Origin of the sequence: Gordonia aichiensis, assembly GCF_039946255.1 — a bacterium.
Taxonomy (GTDB): Bacteria; Actinomycetota; Actinomycetes; order Mycobacteriales; family Mycobacteriaceae; genus Gordonia; species Gordonia aichiensis_A.
Genome location: NZ_JBCDWL010000001.1, coordinates 610,606 through 626,880 on the forward strand (window position 1 = coordinate 610,606; position 16,275 = coordinate 626,880).

The 16,275-nt window shown below is 69.6% G+C and carries 15 protein-coding genes and 1 rRNA gene; 7 read left to right on the forward strand and 9 right to left on the reverse strand.

Features of this window, described 5'->3' with window-relative positions; genetic code table 11:
• Window positions 1–63: 63 nt before the first annotated feature.
• The 3 genes from AAFO60_RS02825 to clpS are packed head-to-tail and all read right to left on the reverse strand — an operon-like array spanning window position 64 to window position 2,113.
• Complete coding sequence (locus AAFO60_RS02825) at window positions 64–1,161, reverse strand: P1 family peptidase (RefSeq protein WP_432211683.1); 1,098 nt, start codon at window positions 1,159–1,161, stop codon at window positions 64–66.
• Entirely contained in the window at window positions 1,158–1,811 is a 654-nt protein-coding gene (locus AAFO60_RS02830; protein WP_347954610.1) for a DUF2017 domain-containing protein, read from the reverse strand. The genes AAFO60_RS02825 and AAFO60_RS02830 overlap by 4 nt, the downstream gene beginning before the upstream one ends.
• Entirely contained in the window at window positions 1,811–2,113 is a 303-nt protein-coding gene (clpS, locus tag AAFO60_RS02835; protein ID WP_347954611.1) for an ATP-dependent Clp protease adapter ClpS, read from the reverse strand. The genes AAFO60_RS02830 and clpS overlap by 1 nt, the downstream gene beginning before the upstream one ends.
• Between clpS and AAFO60_RS02840 the strand changes: the two genes are divergently transcribed.
• Genes AAFO60_RS02840 through glgB form a run of 4 tightly spaced genes read left to right on the forward strand, consistent with a single transcriptional unit; the run spans window position 2,112 to window position 7,916 of the window.
• A complete protein-coding gene (locus tag AAFO60_RS02840) occupies window positions 2,112–3,455 on the forward strand; it encodes a nicotinate phosphoribosyltransferase (RefSeq protein WP_347954612.1) in 1,344 nt (447 codons plus the stop codon). The two genes, clpS and AAFO60_RS02840, sit on opposite strands and share 2 nt — an antisense overlap.
• On the forward strand, window positions 3,452–4,054 hold the full coding sequence (locus tag AAFO60_RS02845; RefSeq protein WP_347954613.1) for an isochorismatase family protein: 603 nt from the start codon (window positions 3,452–3,454) through the stop codon (window positions 4,052–4,054). Before AAFO60_RS02840 ends, AAFO60_RS02845 begins: the two co-directional genes overlap by 4 nt.
• Window positions 4,051–6,054: an ATP-dependent DNA helicase gene (locus AAFO60_RS02850; protein WP_347954614.1), complete on the forward strand. Its 2,004-nt coding sequence runs from the start codon at window positions 4,051–4,053 to the stop codon at window positions 6,052–6,054. The genes AAFO60_RS02845 and AAFO60_RS02850 overlap by 4 nt, the downstream gene beginning before the upstream one ends.
• Complete coding sequence (gene glgB / locus AAFO60_RS02855; protein WP_347954615.1) at window positions 6,051–7,916, forward strand: 1,4-alpha-glucan branching protein GlgB; 1,866 nt, start codon at window positions 6,051–6,053, stop codon at window positions 7,914–7,916. Before AAFO60_RS02850 ends, glgB begins: the two co-directional genes overlap by 4 nt.
• Window positions 7,917–7,931: 15 nt before the next feature.
• Here glgB and AAFO60_RS02860 read toward each other — a convergent pair whose 3' ends face one another.
• The 4 genes from AAFO60_RS02860 to AAFO60_RS02875 all read right to left on the reverse strand — a co-directional run bounded on the left by AAFO60_RS02860 (window position 7,932) and on the right by AAFO60_RS02875 (window position 11,459).
• Window positions 7,932–8,726, reverse strand: a complete 795-nt coding sequence (locus AAFO60_RS02860; protein ID WP_347954616.1) for an acetoin reductase — start codon at window positions 8,724–8,726, stop codon at window positions 7,932–7,934.
• A 188-nt stretch (window positions 8,727–8,914) separates the two neighbouring features.
• A complete protein-coding gene (locus tag AAFO60_RS02865; RefSeq protein WP_347954668.1) occupies window positions 8,915–9,847 on the reverse strand; it encodes a tetratricopeptide repeat protein in 933 nt (310 codons plus the stop codon).
• 44 nt (window positions 9,848–9,891) lie between these two features.
• Window positions 9,892–10,266, reverse strand: coding sequence for a DUF3817 domain-containing protein (locus AAFO60_RS02870; RefSeq protein WP_347954617.1), 375 nt, complete (start codon window positions 10,264–10,266; stop codon window positions 9,892–9,894).
• Window positions 10,263–11,459: an acetyl-CoA C-acetyltransferase gene (locus AAFO60_RS02875; RefSeq protein WP_347954618.1), complete on the reverse strand. Its 1,197-nt coding sequence runs from the start codon at window positions 11,457–11,459 to the stop codon at window positions 10,263–10,265. Before AAFO60_RS02875 ends, AAFO60_RS02870 begins: the two co-directional genes overlap by 4 nt.
• A gap of 135 nt (window positions 11,460–11,594) precedes the next feature.
• Between AAFO60_RS02875 and mce the strand changes: the two genes are divergently transcribed.
• Both mce and AAFO60_RS02885 read left to right on the forward strand, forming a co-directional pair.
• Window positions 11,595–12,080, forward strand: a complete 486-nt coding sequence (gene mce, locus AAFO60_RS02880; protein WP_347954619.1) for a methylmalonyl-CoA epimerase — start codon at window positions 11,595–11,597, stop codon at window positions 12,078–12,080.
• Window positions 12,081–12,219: 139 nt separating this feature from the next.
• On the forward strand, window positions 12,220–13,230 hold the full coding sequence (locus AAFO60_RS02885) for a hypothetical protein (RefSeq protein ID WP_347954620.1): 1,011 nt from the start codon (window positions 12,220–12,222) through the stop codon (window positions 13,228–13,230).
• A 24-nt stretch (window positions 13,231–13,254) separates the two neighbouring features.
• Here AAFO60_RS02885 and nucS read toward each other — a convergent pair whose 3' ends face one another.
• Window positions 13,255–13,941, reverse strand: coding sequence for an endonuclease NucS (gene nucS / locus AAFO60_RS02890; protein WP_347954621.1), 687 nt, complete (start codon window positions 13,939–13,941; stop codon window positions 13,255–13,257).
• Window positions 13,942–14,017: 76 nt separating this feature from the next.
• Here nucS and AAFO60_RS02895 point away from each other — a divergent pair, with 76 nt between their 5' ends.
• A complete protein-coding gene (locus tag AAFO60_RS02895) occupies window positions 14,018–15,514 on the forward strand; it encodes an NAD-dependent succinate-semialdehyde dehydrogenase (protein WP_347954622.1) in 1,497 nt (498 codons plus the stop codon).
• Between the two features lie 479 nt (window positions 15,515–15,993).
• Here the strand turns inward: AAFO60_RS02895 and rrf are convergent.
• A 5S ribosomal RNA gene (gene rrf, locus AAFO60_RS02900) occupies window positions 15,994–16,110 on the reverse strand.
• Between the last annotated feature and the right edge of the window lie 165 nt (window positions 16,111–16,275).

The following is a 16,275-nucleotide window of genomic DNA, read 5'->3' on the forward strand; positions in this document are numbered from 1 at the left end:
CTCATCGAGGCTACCTGCGTTCCCCCGGTCGACGTGCGTTCGCCGACTGCCGCACGCAGACCATCACTCGCCGAACGCCGAGAACAGCACGTCCCGATAGGCCGGGATCCCGGCGACGCTGGTCGCCGAGACCACCGCGGAGACGATCGCGCGCTGCACCACGGTGGCGGCCGTCTCGGCGAGCGAGGCGACGACCGCCGTGTCCGGGTCCATCCCGGGCGGCACGTCGACGGCGACCGCCGGGTCGGTGCGAGTCTGGCCGGTGGCGACGGCGAACAGGGTGTCGCCGTCGAGCGGCGAATGCGCCGGACGAACGGCGCGCGCCAACCCGTCGTGGCCCGACATCGCCAATCGCGCGGCGCCCGCCACCGACAACTCGGCATCCGTTGCGACCACGCCGATGGTGGTGTTGAGGACGGTGCCCTTGGCAGTCAGTTCCGCGAGCCTGCGGATCTCCAACTGCTTCGGCGCATGCAGCCGGTGCAAGTCGAGGTCGTCGGCGCCCCACGGCAGTCCCGTCGACGTGTCGACCACACCGCCGACCGGATTCGCGACCACCAGTGCGGCGACGGTCAGCCCGCGCGCGGGACCGTCGCTCACGGTGATCGATGCGGTGCCGACGCCGCCCTTGAGCGCGCCGGCCCGCGCGCCCACGCCGGCTCCCACCGAACCGATCAGGAAATCGGTCCGGGCGTCCGCGAGCGCCCGCGCACCGAACTCGGCCGTCGGCCGGTTCTCCCACCGACCGACCGGAAGGTCGTAGATGACCGCCGCGGGCACGATCGGCACCACGTGGCCGAGGCGGTCCATCGGCAGACCGATGCCGGCCTGCTCCAACCCCGACATCACGCCGTCGGCGGCCGCGAGGCCGTAGGCGCTGCCGCCGGTGAGGACGATCGCGTCGGCGCCACGGACGGTGTTCACCGGATCGAGCAGGTCCGTCTCACGGGTGCCGGGACCGCCGCCGCGCACGTCGACCGCCGTCGCACAGCCGCGCGGCAGCGCGACGACCGTGGTCCCGGTGGCCCAGCCGCTGCCGGGCTCGGTCGGCGTCGCCAGCTGCACGTCCTCGTCGAGCCGGTGATGGTGGCCGACCGTGATGCCCGCGATGTCGGTGATGCGGTTGCCCGCATGAGAGGGCGCGCCGGGCGCCCGCGTCACCACGGTTGGCCCCCGCGGTCGTCGCCGCGATGCTCCCCCGGCGCCGAACTCCCCTCCTCCGGCTGCGTCCAGTCCGCCGACATCAGCGCCTCCACCAGCAGCCCCTGCACCACCGACAGCCAGTCGTAGACGTCCTGGTGCGCCGCGTGCGGATGATCGGGCGGGATCTTCGACGGCTCGTCGGTGATCCCGAGCATGGCACCGAGGGCCAGCCGGATGTCGGTGAGGGCGGTCAGCCAGCCGTCGGCCTGCGCTTCGGTCAGCGTCACATCGCCGCCGTTCGACGGGAGGGTGTCGAGCACGGTCCGCGCCGCCGCGAGCTTGGCGTCGATGATCTGGGGTTCGTTGACGCTCCGGAGCGCCCCGTTGAGGTCGGCGGCGATCGGTCCGGCGACCAGCTCCGAATCCTGGTCCGGTCGGTGGAAGTCGGGCAGCAGACGGCCGAGCGTCACGTCTTCGGGGGCGTCGGTGTGCCCGGTGACGATGCCGGTCAGCTCCGAGAGGCTGTCACGCGGCGCGGACTCGACCCGTTCGGTGAGCAGTTCGGTGATCGACTCGACCATCGACGCCAGCAGCTGGCATTCGTACCCTTCGAGGTTGGAGCAGATGCGGACGGCGTCGCCCGCGCCGGTCCTTCGCCAGGTCCTCATCACGAATCGTGCTGCATCGTCGCCCACAGGCCGGCCGCGTGCAGCTTGCGGACGTCGGCTTCCATCTTCGCGCGATCACCGCTGGAGACGACCGCCTTGCCTTCGGTGTGCACCTGCATCATCAGCGCCTTCGACTTCTCCTCCGAGTAGCCGAAGATCTTCTGGAAGACGTAAGCGACGTAGTTCATCAGATTCACCGGATCGTCCCAGACCAGCGTCACCCACGGGCGGTCGTGCACCACCTGCGGCTCTGCCACCGCGGTACCGGTGCTCGTACCTGGTGTCGCCTCCTCGAGCGCCATGAGTAATAGGGTAGCGAAGGTGACCAGTACCGCGCTGCTGACCGATCAATACGAGCTGACCATGCTGTCGGCCGCCCTGCGCGCCGGAACCGCGCAACGGCGGTGCGTCTTCGAGGTTTTCGCCCGCAGGCTTCCCGACGGCCGCCGCTACGGCGTCGTCGCAGGCACCGGGCGGCTGCTGGACGCTCTCGAATCGTTCCGGTTCGGCGCCGACGAGATCGACGCGCTGTCGGGCGTCGTCGACCAGGACACCCTGGACTGGCTGTCGGACTACCGGTTCGACGGCCGGATCGACGGCTACCGCGAAGGCGAGCTCTACTTCCCCGGCTCCCCGATCCTGACGGTTCGGGGCGGCTTCGCCGAGGCGGTGATCCTGGAGACCCTGATCCTGTCGATCCTCAATCACGACAGTGCGATCGCCTCGGCCGCCGCGCGCATGGTCAACGCCGCGGCCGGTCGCCCGATCATCGAGATGGGCAGCCGCCGCACCCACGAGCAGTCGGCGGTGGCCTCGGCGCGCGCCGCCTACCTGGCCGGCGTCTATGCGACCAGCAACCTGGAGGCCGCCCGCACCTACGGCGTGCCGAGCGCCGGAACCGCCGCCCACGCCTTCACCCTGTCGTTCGCGCACGCCGACGGCAGCGACGAGCGGGCCGCCTTCGCCGCCCAGGTGGAGGCACTCGGGGTCGGGACCACCCTGCTGGTCGACACCTACGACATCACCACCGGCGTCCGCAACGCCATCGAGGTCGCAGGGACCGGGCTCGGCGCGGTCCGGATCGACTCCGGCGATCTGGGCGTGCTGGCCCGGCAGGTGCGTCAGCAGCTCGACGACCTGGGCGCCACCGAGACCAAGATCGTCGTCTCCGGCGATCTCGACGAGTACGCGATCGCGTCCCTGCGCGCCGAGCCGGTCGACCTGTACGGGGTCGGCACCTCGCTCGTCACCGGCAGCGGCTCCCCCACCGCGGGCATGGTCTACAAGCTGGTCGAGGTCGACGGGGTGCCCGTGGCCAAACGGTCGAGCCGCAAGGAGTCGCACGGCGGGGCCAAGCGCGCGGTCCGCGCCGCCCGCGCCACCGGCACCGTGGTCGAGGAGATCATCCTGCGCGACGGCGCCTCCCGACTCGACGCCATTCCCGGTACCGAGGGCCTGGAGGTGACCGACCTGCAGATCCCGCTGGTCCGCGACGGTCGGCGGGTGACCGACTTGCCTACACTGGAGCAGTCGCGCCGTCATTTGGCGCACGGCCTTGTCACACTCCCGTGGGAAGGTCTGGGGCTGAGCCACGGCGATCCCGCCATCGGCACCCGCTATTGGAACGAACCGGAGAGTCGATGACCCAGGCGAATCGCGCACTCATCATTGTCGATGTACAGAACGACTTCTGTGAGGGCGGCGCGCTGGCCGTGGCCGGCGGCAGTGCCGTCGCCGCCGCGATCAACGACCTCACCGGTGACTATGCGACCGTCCTCGCGACCCGCGACTACCACGTCGATCCCGGCTCCCACTTCTCCGCCGATCCCGATTTCGTCACCACCTGGCCGCCGCACTGCCTCGTCGGCACCGGCGGCGTCGAGTTCCACCCCGCGCTGAACACCGATCCCGTGCAGGAGGTGTTCATCAAGGGCGAGTACAGCGCCGCGTACTCGGGCTTCGAGGGCGAGGACGGCGACGGCACCCCGCTGGTCGAGTGGCTGACCGCTCGCGGCATCACCGACATCGACGTGGTCGGGATCGCCACCGACCACTGCGTCCGGGCGACCGCGATCGACGCCGTCGGCCTGGGCTTCCGCACCCGCGTGCTCCTCCCGTACACGGCGGGGGTCGCCGAAGCCACCGCCGAGGCGGCCCTGGCCGAACTGCGCGGCTTCGGTGTCGACCTGGTCGGCGATCTGACCCACACCGGCGTCCCGGCGGCGAGTCCCAGCACGCTGTGAGCGTCCCCGATGTCCCCGCCCTGCTCGCCGCCGCCGTCGAATCCCTCGGCGGCGCGCGGCGCGACGGTCAGCTCGCGATGGCCGAGGCGGTCGGCGCGGCGATCGACGACGATCATCACCTCGCCGTGCAGGCGGGCACCGGCACCGGCAAGTCGCTCGCCTATCTGGTCCCGGCACTTCGCCACGCGGTGGACACGAGCGAGACGGTGGTCGTGTCGACGGCGACCATCGCGCTGCAGCGCCAGCTGACCGAACGCGATCTGCCCCGACTGTCGGCGACGCTCACCGAACCCCTCGGCAGAGAGCCGTCGTTCGCCATCCTGAAGGGTCGGGCCAACTACCTGTGCCTGAACCGGATCCACTCGGGCATGGCCGACGAGGAGCCGAACGCGGAGCTGTTCGACGCCTTCGACCTGTCCCGGATGGGGCGCGAGGTGACCCGTCTGCGCGAGTGGACCTCCGACACCGAGACCGGGGACCGCGACGACCTGTCGCCCGGCGTCAGCGACCAGTCGTGGCGGCAGGTCAGCGTGTCGTCGCGCGAATGCCTCGGCGCCGCGAACTGCGCATACGGCGAGGACTGCTTCGCCGAGCTGGCCCGCAAGAAGGCCGGCGCGGCCGACGTGGTGGTGACCAATCACGCCATGCTCGCCATCGATGCGATGAGTCCGGCGACGATCCTGCCCGAGCATCGGGTCGTGGTGATCGACGAGGCCCACGAGCTCGTCGACCGGATCACCTCGGTCACCACCGAGGAGATCTCCGCGGCCGGCGTCGCCCAGGTGGCTCGACGACTCGGCAAGCTGATCGACGACGACACCGCCGACGCCCTCGCCGGCGCCGGTGAGCAGCTAGAGCTGCTGCTGGAGGACTGTCCCGAGGGCGAGTGGACGCGGCTGCCGACCGGCGCGCCGGAGATCCTCGCGTCGCTGCGCGACCGGCTGTGGAACGCGCGCAACGCCGTCGGGCCCGCGCCGTCGGCCGGCTCGGATCCGGAGGCGGCCGCCGCCCGGCAGATGGCGTTGTCGGCGACCGACTCGCTGCACGATTCGGTGGTCCGCGTGCTCACCGTGTTCGGCGAAGCCGACATCACCAAGCGCCACGACGTGGTTTGGCTGTCCGCCGACCGGTTCCGCACCACGGTCCGACGAGTGCTGCGCATCGCGCCGCTGTCGGTGGCCGGTCTGCTGCGCACGTCGCTGTTCACCGACTCGACCGTGATCTTGACCTCGGCGACCCTGACGATCGGCGGCAACTTCGACGCACTCGCCCGCACATGGGGGCTCCCCCCGCACGGCAGCGGCGACGACGTCGAGGGCTCGGGTTGGCGCGGCCTGGATGCGGGCAGTCCGTTCGACTACCCGCGCGCGGCCATCCTGTACGTCGGCCGGCATCTGCGCGCACCGGGCCGCGACGGCATCGATCCGGGCACGCTCGACGAGATGGTCGATCTGATGAACGCCGCGGGCGGTCGCACGCTCGGCCTGTTCTCGTCGATGCGGGCGGCCAAGGAGGCCACCGAGAAGCTCCGCGACCGGGTCGGTTTCCCGATCCTCTGCCAGGGCGAGGACGCCACGTCGGCGCTGATCGAGAAGTTCGCCGCCGACGAGAGCACCTGCCTGTTCGGAACGCTGTCGCTGTGGCAGGGCGTCGACGTGCCCGGGCCGTCGTTGCGGCTGGTGATGATCGACCGCATCCCGTTCCCCCGCCCCGACGACCCCCTGCTGTCGGCACGCCAGCGCGACGTCGACGCGCGCGGCGGCAACGGCTTCCTGACGGTCTCGGCCAACCATGCCGCGCTCCTGCTGGCCCAGGGCGCCGGGCGGCTGCTGCGGGCCACCGCCGACCGCGGCGTCGTCGCGGTCCTCGACTCGCGGCTGGCCACCGCCCGGTACGGCGGCTACCTGTTGGCGGGCCTGCCGCCGTTCTGGCGGACCACCGACCCGAAGGCGGTCCGGGCCGCACTGTCACGGTTGACCACCGGCGCCGCGAAGCCGTGACGGCGTCCGCACCGACGGGCCCGCTGTGGCTCCGCCTGGGGTCCCATCGGGTCCCCGGCGGCGTCACGTTCGCGGTGTGGGCGCCGAATGCCCGGTCGGTCACCGTCTTCGGCGACTTCGACGGCTGGGCCGCCGTCGATCACGTCATGAGCCGGGGGCCCGACGGAGTGTGGGCGGCGACGGTCCCCGGCGCGACGGCCGGGATGGCGTACAAGTATCGCGTGGTCGGCGCCGACGGTCTGGTCCGCGACAAGGCCGACCCGCTCGCCCGCGCGGCACAGCTCCCCCCGGAGACCGCCTCGGTGATCGCGGAGGCCTCGACGTTCGCCTGGACCGACGAGGCCTGGGTCGCGGCTCGACGCGAACGCTCGCCGAGGTCCGAACCGATGTCGATCTACGAGGTTCATCTGGGGTCGTGGCGCGGCGGTCTGGGCTATCGAGACACGGCCGTGCGACTCGCCGAGTACGTCCGCGCCCACGGCTTCACGCACGTGCAGTTGATGCCGGTCACCGAGCATCCCTACGGCGGCTCGTGGGGCTATCAGGTCGGGTCGTACTTCGCGTGCAGTTCCCGCTGGGGCGGCGCCGACGACTTCCGCTTCTTCGTCGACCACCTGCACGCCGAGGGCGTCGGCGTGCTGTTGGACTGGGTGCCCGCCCACTTCCCGAAGGATCCGTTCGCACTCGGCGAGTTCGACGGCACCCCGCTCTACGAGCACGCCGACCCGCTGCGGCGCGAGCAGCCGGACTGGGGCACGTACGCGTTCAACCTCGGCCGTGCCGAGGTCCGCGACTTCTTGATCGCGAGCGCGGTGTACTGGTGCCGCGAGTTCCACCTCGACGGTCTGCGGGTCGACGCGGTCGCGTCGATGCTGTACCTCGACTACTCGCGGGGTCCGGACCAGTGGCGGCCCAATGCGCGTGGAACCAACGAGAACGACGAGGCCGTCGACTTCCTGCGCCGCCTCAACGACGCCGTCCACGCCGCCTGTCCGGGCGCGATGATGATCGCCGAGGAGTCGACCGCGTGGCCGGGCGTCACCGAGTCCACCGACCGCGGCGGGCTGGGCTTCGACTTCAAGTGGAATCTCGGCTGGATGCACGACCTGCTGACCCTCGTGTCGTTGCCGCCCGCCTCGCGCGCGCAGCGGCAGGAGCACGTCGCCTTCTCTCTCACGCACGCCACCTCCGAGCACCATGTGTTGCCGATCAGTCACGACGAGGTCGTGCACGGCAAGGGCACCCTGATGACCCGGATCCCCGCGGACTGCGACCGCGCCGCCCACGTCCGCCTCACCCTGGCGTTCCAGTGGGCCCACCCGGGCAAGAAGCTGCTGTTCATGGGCCAGGAGTTCGGTCAGGTCCGCGAGTGGGCCGACGATCGCAGCCTCGACTGGGACCTGCTCGACGCCTCCTCGCCCCGGGCGCCCGTGCATCGCGGCATCGCGCTGACCGCCGCCGACCTCGCGCGACTTCACGCCCGTCTGCCGGCCCTTCATCGGCTCGACGGCGACGCGCGCGGCTTCGAATGGCTCGACGCCCGCGATCTCCGCAACACGGTGATCGCGTTCCTGCGCCGCGCGGAGGGCTCCGACGACGCGGCCGCAGTGGCCTGCGTTTTCAACTTCTCCGACCGCGATCTGTTCGACTACCGACTCGGCTTCCCCGTCGTCGGACCGTGGCGCGAGATCCTCAACACCGCGGCACGCGAATACGGCGGTCACGGTGTCGGCAACCTCGGCCGGATCGTCGCCGTCGACGAACCCAGCCATGGGCGCCCCTACAGCGCCACCATCACCCTGCCCGCCGCGTCCGCGGTCTTCTTCACCCCGGGAGACGTCGCCGAACTCGCCACCCGTTGATCGAGCCGTCCCGCGTCACCGGAACACCAACCCGCCGTCGATCAGCCCGGCCTGCCCGGTCATGTAGTCCGAATCCGCGCTCGCCAGGTACGACACGTATGCGGCCACGTCGGCGGGCGTCTGCGCCCGACCGAGTGCGATCCCACCGACGAACTTGTCGTAGGTCTCACCGACTGCGGCACCGGTGAGGTCGGCGAAGGCCTGATCGATCTCCACCCACATGTCGGTGCCGACGACGCCCGGGCAATAAGCGTTGACGGTGATCTGATCAGCCGCCAGCTCACGTGCCGACGCCTGCGTGAGCGCCCGGACGGCGAACTTGGTGGCGCTGTACGGGCCGAGCATCGGGAAGCCGTCGTGCCCGGCGATCGACGACGCGTTGATGATCTTCCGGACCACCGTCTCGTCGCTGCCGGAGGCCTGTCTGCGGAAGGCGTCGGCGGCGGCCTGGATTCCCCACAGCACGCCGTTCACGTTGATCCTCCACAGCCTTTCCAAGGCCTCGGGTGTCGCATCGGTGACCGGCCCGACGAGGGCGACGCCCGCATTGTTGACCACCACGTCGAGCCGACCGAGTTCGTCCAGCGCGCGGGCCGTGGCGGCGAACACCGATTCGCGATCGGAGACGTCGGCCCCGATCGTCACTGCGCGACGCCCGAGCGCGCGCACCTCGTCGGCGGTGCCTGCACACGCCTCGGCCGTGAGATCGACCAGGGCCAGGTCCAGCCCGTCCGCCGCAAGACGATTCGCGATGCTCGCGCCGATTCCGCGCGCGGCACCCGTCACCAAAGCCACTCGAGTCTGAGTCATGTCCCGCTCCGTCCAGCGAAGGCGGCCCTCCCGGTGAGTTCCGCTGCCCTTCACCCTGTCCGGATTCGCAACCGCGTGGGAGAGTTGCACACCGTTGCAAGACCCCGCCCCCTGACAACAACAGTGCGACTTTTGACCACCACGTGGTCAAAAGTCGCACTCTTGAGGGTCGGGCTCGGTCGCGGGCCCTAATACAGCGCCGTCGCCAGCTTTCGGCGGGCCGCGACGACGAAGGGCTCGGCCGGATCGAAGAGCTCGAACAGTTCCAGGAGCCGGGCGCGCGCACGGCTGCGGTCGTCGTCTCGCGTCACCTTGATCAGGTCGATGATCCGGTCGAACGCCGCGTCGGGCCGCTGGCCGAGGAGCAGCACGTCGGCGGCTGCGAGCTGGGCGTCCACGTCTCCGGTCTCGGCATCGGCGACCACGTTGGGGTCGTGCGCTTGGGCGCGGGAGACGAACTCGAGGTTGCGGACCACGGACTTCGCCTCGAGGTTGTCGGGCTCGAGTTCGGCGATCGCCCGGTAGGCGGCGAGGGCGCCGTCCATGTCGCCGGCGTTCATCAGTTCCTCAGCCGCCGCCATCCGCGGATCCTGCTCGGGCTCGGGCGCCTCGCCCGCGCCTGCGGTCTCCGGCAGCAGATGACCGGCCTGGGCGAAGATGTCGTCGATCCAGGCGCGGATCTGCGCCTCCGGCTGCGCGCCGTTGAACGCGGTGACCGGCTGCCCGGCGACCAGCGCGACGACCATCGGCACCGACTGCACGCCGAAGGCCTGCGCGATGCGCGGGTTGGCGTCGACGTCGACCTTCGCCAGCACCCAGCGCCCGCCCGACTCGGCGGCCAGCTTCTCCAGTACCGGCGAGAGCTGCTTGCAGGGCTGGCACCAGGTGGCCCACAGATCGACGACGACGAGCTGCCGCATCGACCGCTCGACCACCTGCGCCTCGAAATCGGCCTCGGTCACGTCGATCACGGCGGCCGAGGACGCGTACGCGGCCTCGTCGACGTCGGCGGGCAACCCCTGTTCCTGCCCCGGATACGACTCAGGAGCGGGCCGTGACGCAGCGGCACGCTGCGCCTCGGCCCGCTCCTTGAGAATTGACAGATCTACCGCACCGGACATCGCCGCTGCCACGCTCGCCTGCTGTTGGAGCCGGGAAGGTCTACTCACACATTCAGTGTGTCACGATCGTCCGGGACGGTGAACTCCGAGTCGGACAGTTCCGCCAGATGACCGTTGTTCTTGGCCCACACCTCGAACCACACCGTGAAGAACGGCGGGATCGACGCCACGAGAGCCAAGGCCAGCACCTTCAGGTTCCAACCGAGCGACCGTGCGGTCAGGAGCGTGATGACGAGGTAGACGACGAACGCCGCACCGTGCAGGGCGCCCGGAACCATGGTGGCCGAGTCGATACCCGCGCCGTACTTGACGGCCATGCCGATCAGCAGCAGGCCCCACGTGAAGGCCTCGATGACGGCGATCAGCCGGAACCGCTTAGCCGGGGTGGAGACGTTGAAGAAGTCGTTCACTGCGATCAAGCCTTCTTCGGAACGCGAACGATCAGGGCGTCGCCCTGGCCGCCGGCGCCGCACAGGGCCGCGACACCGACGCCGCCGCCACGGCGGGCCAGCTCGAGCACCAGGTGCAGGGTGATGCGTGCACCGGAGGTGCCGATCGGGTGGCCGACGGCGATGCCGCCGCCGTTGACGTTGACCTTCTCCGGGTCGACGCCGAGAGCCTTGGTAGAGGCCAGGCCGACGGCTGCGAAGGCCTCGTTGATCTCCAGCAGATCCAGGTCCGCGGGGGTGATGCCCTCGCGCTCGCAGGCCTTCACGATCGCATTGGCCGGCTGCTGCTGCAGCGACGAGTCCGGGCCGGCGACGACGCCGTGCGCGCCGATCTCGGCCAGCCAGGTCAGGCCGAGCTCTTCGGCCTTGGCCTTGCTCATCACGACGACGGCGCAGGCGCCGTCGGAGATCTGCGAGGAGTTGCCCGCGGTGATGGTGCCGTCCTTGCGGAACGCCGGGCGCAGGCCGGCGAGCGTCTCGACGGTGGTGTCGGCGCGCACGCCCTCGTCCTCGGCGAACAGGATCGGGTCGCCCTTGCGCTGCGGGATCTCGACCGGGACGATCTCGTCGACGAAGACGCCCTTGGCGATGGCCTCGGCGGCCAGACGGTGACTGCGGGCCGCGAACTCGTCCTGCTCTTCGCGGGTGAAGCCGTCGGTGTCGTTGCCCTGCTCGGTCAGACCGCCCATCGGCTGATCGGTGAACACGTCGTGCAGACCGTCGAAGGCCATGTGGTCGACGAGCTCGGTGTTGCCGTACTTGAAGCCGCCGCGGCTGCCGGGCAGCACGTGCGGGGCCTGCGTCATCGACTCCTGGCCGCCGGCGACGACGCAGTCGAACTCGCCGGCGCGGATCAGCTGATCGGCGAGCGCGATCGCGTCGATGCCCGACAGGCACATCTTGTTGATCGAGAGTGCGGGCACGTCCCAGCCGATCCCGGCCTTGACCGCGGTCTGGCGTGCAGGCATCTGGCCGGCGCCCGCGGTGAGGACCTGGCCCATGATGACGTACTGGACGGCGGCCGGGTCGACGCCGCCGCGTTCCAGCGCGCCCTTGACCGCGATGGCGCCGAGATCGACGGCGGAGAAGTTCTTCAGCGAGCCCATCAGGCGGCCCTGCGCGGTACGCGCACCGGACACGATGACAGTGGTGTTGTCGGACATGTATCAGCTCCTTGGCATGTGGCAGCACTACTTGCGGCCGCGAGTCATTGGACGGCGATCTGCGACCATTGCTGCTGTCGTGCTCGGGGCAGCCGCGATGAGCGCCCCGCCTGCAGACAACGCTACCGTTATGGCATGACTGACTCCTCATCGAACGACGTGACAAATACCACCGCGGGCGGTGCTCTGACCTCGATCGGCGACCTCGTGACGGCCGTCGACCATGTCGGCATCGCCGTCCCGGACCTCGACGCGGCGGCCGCGTGGTGGCTCGACAACCTCGGCTTCGTCAACCAGCACGAAGAGGTGAACGAGGAGCAGGGGGTCCGCGAGGCGATGATCGGCCCCGTAGGTGGTGAGACGATGATCCAGCTGCTGGCCCCGCTGTCGGAGGCCTCGACCATCGCCAAGTTCATCGACCGCAATGGTCCCGGCCTGCAACAACTCGCGGTCCGCGTGACCGATCTCGACCAGGTGTCCGCGCGGTTGACCGCAGCCGGCGTGCGGCTGCTGTACCCGGCACCCAAGCGCGGCACCGCTGATTCGCGCATCAACTTCGTCCACCCGAAGGACGCGGGCGGGGTGCTGCTGGAGCTGGTCGAGCCGGCCGCTTCGCACTGATTCGACGGCGCGGGGGCGGGCGCTGCCCGAGTGTCCGCCCCGGCTGTCGGCGAGATGCGACGAAGCCGTTACCAAAACTCCGCACAACACCCCGCTCGCCTTACTCATGCCCGACCGCGAAGCGCCATAGACTGGCCTCATGTCAGCTCCTGGCCATCGTCAAAGCCCCTTCCCCATCGTCATGCGCGGCTACGACCGCGATCAGGTGACCGATCATCTGCGACGCCTCGAGGCAGAGCTGCGCATGATGGCCGCCGACCGTGACTCGGCGCACGCGAACTCCGACGAACTGCAGGGCCACCTCGACGATGCCCGCCGCCGGATCCGCGACCTCCAGGATGAAGTCGACAAGCTGTCGGTGCCGCCGACGACAGTCGCCGGCATGACCGACCGCATCTCGCGGATGCTCCAGTTGGCGACCGACGAGTCCAGCGAGCTGCGCGCCACGGCCCGCGACGAGGCCGCCGAGACCCTGTCGGTGGCACGCCAGGAGGCCGAGGACATCCGCGCCGCCGCGGCCTCCGCCGCCACCCGCACCAAGGAGCTGGCGCAGGAGCACGCCGACTCGATGATCACCGACGCGGAGAAGCGCGCGGCCGAGATCGACGAGGCCGCCAAGGCCCGCGAGGCCCAGTCGCAGCGCGATGAGGAAGCCGCCCGCAAGCGCGGCGAGGAGATCGTCGCGGCTGCCGAGGCCGACGCCGCCCGCCTGCGCGGTGCGTCGCACAGCATCGCCATGGCCCGGCTGCGGCGCTCGCGCGAGCTCGCCGAGTCGGCGCACGGCGCCCACAAACAGATCCTCGATCACCTCGATGCGCTGCGCGAGCACATCACGAATCTGCCCGAGGCCCTGTCATTGTCGGCGGAGGAACGGGAACTCGTCGCGCTCACCGAGGGCGACGACCTCGAACTCCTCAATCGCACGCTCGTCGGCCGCGACCGCTTCGCGACCCGCGAGGACGCCCCCGCCGAGAAGACCGATGTGCTCAGCGCCCTCGATGAGGACGTCGACTCGGGTGACAACGAGGCCGACGACACCAGCGCAGACCACGACGACGCAGACGGTGAACACTCAGACGATTTCGAGAGCGAGCGCTACGGAACGACTCCCGCGACCAAGCCCGTCTCGCACAGCCAGGTGACCGCCTGACCGGTCGAACCGGCGCGGATCGCTTCAGAACAGCTTGAATTCGTTGTTCTCAGTTCCACGAAGCTTGTCGTAGTCGAGGGTGACGCATCGGATGCCCCGATCGGTGGCCAAAGTCTTGGCTTGCGGTTTGATCGCCTGCGCGGCGAAGATCCCGGCGACCGGTGCCAGCGTCGCGTCCCGATTGAGCAGGTCGAGGTATCGGGTCAGCTGCTCGACCCCGTCGATCTCTCCGCGCCGTTTGATCTCGACCGCCACCGTCTGTCCGTCGGCGTCACGGCAGAGGATGTCGACCGGTCCGATGGCCGTCATGTACTCGCGCCGGATGAGCGTGTAACCGGCCCCGAGCGTCTCGATGTGCTCGGCCAGCAGTTCCTGCAGGTGGGCCTCGACGCCGTCCTTGACGAGCCCGGGGTCCATCCCCAACTCGTGGCTCGAGTCGTGATGAACGCCCGCGATGCTGATCCGCAGCTGTTCCCCGGCCTTGTTCTCCACCACCCAGACCGCTTCGATGCCCGCCGCGCCTTCGGCGGGCCCCTCTTCGACGAGCCAGCACGGCGGACTCATCCAGTTCAGCGGTTTGTAGGCGCGGTCGTCGGCGTGGATGCTCACTGACCCATCTGACTTGACCAACACGAGTCGCTTGGCCATCGGGAGATGAGCGGTGAGGCGACCGACGTAGTCGACCTGGCAATCGGCAATCACAAGACGCACACCGCAAGTCTAGTGGAGCCCTCCGACGGCCTCAGAACCCCTGCTGACCGCCGCCTGCCGGACTACCCTCGGGGACATGACCCCGACCAGCGACTCCGACAACCGACTCCCCGATACCGCCGACGCGCTGCTGGCGCAGGTCCCGACCGGCCTGTGGATCGGCGGTGGTCCGTGCGCGGCGTCCGACGGCGCCGTCTTCGATGTGCTCAATCCCGCGACCGGAATCCCCCTGGTCTCGGTGGCGAGCGCCTCCGTCGACGACGCCGTCCGCGCCGTCGACTCCGCGGCGGCCGCTGCCGCCGAATGGGAGGCCACCGCGCCCCGCACCCGCGGGGAGATCCTGCGCGCCGCCTTCGAGAGCATCATCGCGCGGCGTGACGACTTCGCGTTGTTGATGACGCTGGAGATGGGCAAGACCCTCGCCGAGAGCCAGGGCGAAGTCACCTACGGCGCCGAGTTCTTCCGCTGGTTCTCCGAGGAGGCCGCGCGCATCAACGGCCGGGTCACCACGGCGCCGGCCGGCAACGGTCAGATCGTGGTCACCAAGGAGCCGGTCGGCATCTGTCTGGCCGTCACCCCGTGGAACTTTCCGCTCGCGATGGCCACCCGGAAGATCGGACCGGCGCTGGCCGCCGGCTGCACGATGATCGTGAAGCCCGCCGAGGACACTCCCCTCACGACGATGCTGCTGGCGAAGGTGCTCAGCGAGGCCGGTGTCCCGCCGGGGGTGCTCACGGTGCTGCCGACGCTTCGCGCTCCCGAAGTGGTGGCCGCGCTGATGGCCGACGAGCGGCTCCGGAAGGTCTCCTTCACCGGCTCGACCCAGGTGGGCAAGATCCTGCTCGGACAGGCAGCCGACAACGTCCTGCGCACTTCGATGGAGTTGGGCGGTAATGCACCGTTCATCGTCTTCGACGACGCCGATCTCGATGCGGCGGTCGACGGCGCCATCGCCGCCAAGCTCCGCAACGGCGGCGAGGCGTGCACCGCCGCCAATCGGATCCTCGTACAGAACGGTGTCCGTGCCGAGTTCACCGAGCGGCTCACCGAACGCATCGCCGCGACGGCAGTCGGGCCGGGGTGGGCGGAGTCGTCTCAATTGGGGCCGATGATCAACGCCAGGCAGCGTGATCGCATCGCGGCCCTCGTCGACGACGCCGTCGCCCAGGGTGCGAAGGTCCACACCGGCGGTGATCGGCTGCCGGGTGGCGGCTTCTTCTACGCCCCGACCGTCATCGATCAGATCGCCCCCGGCTCCGACATCCTGGTCGAGGAGATCTTCGGTCCGGTCGCCGCCGTTCAAGGCTTCGACACCGAGGACGACGCGATCCGCATCGCCAACCACACCGCCTACGGTCTGGCCGCGTACTTCTATTCGACCGACCTCGCCCGTGTCCAGCGGGTCTCGCGCCGGCTGCAGGCCGGTCTCGTCGGCGTCAACCGCGGAGTCATCTCCGATCCGGCCGCCCCCTTCGGCGGCATCAAGCAGTCTGGCCTGGGCTCCGAAGGCGGCTCAGAAGGCATCGGCGAGTACTTGAACACCAAGTACATCGCCCTGCCGCCGACCCAGTGACCGCTCAGCTCGTCCGCCACGCTCCCTTCTAGGGTGGTCGAGTAGCGACCGAGCGGAGCGAGGCCGTGTATCGAGACCCTGCCCCTCGCACCTGGTCTCGATACGCTCGCTCACTCCGTTCGCGGGCTACTCGACCACCCAGGGAAGACAGCGCTCCCCACTAGGGTGGTCGAGTAGCGACCGAGCGCAGCGAGGCCGCGTATCGAGACCCCGCGCGTCACGCACGGCCCGTTCTTAGGGTGGTCGAGTAGCGACCGGAGCGAAGCGCAGGACGCGTATCGAGACCCTGCCCCTCGCACCTGGTCTCGATACGCTCGCTCACTTCGTTCGCGGGCTACTCGACCACCCTGGAAGACAGCGCTCCCCTTTAGGGTGGTCGAGTAGCGACCGAGCGAAGCGCAGGCCGCGTATCGAGACCCCCGGGCCCGGAAATGGGTTGAGCCCCCAACCGTTCCCGGTTGGGGGCTCAACAAAAATGTGTTCGGCAGTGACCTACTCTCCCACACCCATTACAGTGCAGTACCATCGGCGCAGGCAGGCTTAGCTTCCGGGTTCGGAATGGGACCGGGCGTTTCCCCACCGCTATAACCACCGAAACAATATGAAACTATCAACCACCCCCACCAACCGGGGGGATGGTGTGTTGTTTCAGAAGTACATAGTGGATGCGCGCAACTTGTGCGTGTGCGTCAAACAACCTCGACTCACCACACGAATGTAGTTGAGTGTTGTTAATAAGTCCTCGGCCGATTAGTACCAGT